1 protein-coding gene is annotated in these 454 nt (G+C 44.1%); it reads left to right on the plus strand.

The window, feature by feature from the left end; translation table 11 throughout:
- A partial coding sequence (locus ACNPNW_RS05515; RefSeq protein ID WP_448766678.1) for a PKD domain-containing protein occupies positions 1-454 on the plus strand: 454 nt, incomplete at both ends.

The raw sequence follows: 454 nt of genomic DNA on the forward strand, positions 1-454 counted from the left end.
CGGGAAGGCAAAGGGAACAGCAAACGTAACCCTCACAGCGCTTGATGGCAGCGGGCTGACAGCAACAGCCAAAATCAATGTAGTGGAGCCTGGATTATTCATCAGCGGTCCTGGCCAAGTATTAGTTGGCGATGAAATTACTCTGTCTTCCAGATTGATGACCGCCGATTACGAGCAAATTACATCTTACGCGTGGAGTATTGTATCGGGAAGCGATAAAATCTCCATAAATCCTCCACCGAATGAAGCAACTATAAAGGTTACAGGTAAACTGGCCGGAAGCTCTACAGTCAAATTGACTGTCAACACGAATCAAGGAAATATCTATACGGCGACTGCGCCGATTCTGGTGAAGAGTAAGCTCACTGCTCTTAAATTGAATAATGCAAAAATATATGTAGGAAAAGAGAAGGTTCTAATACCTGAGTTCACCCCTAATGATGTCGCTAATAAA

The sequence above is a fragment of the Acinetobacter endophylla genome (assembly GCF_053543775.1).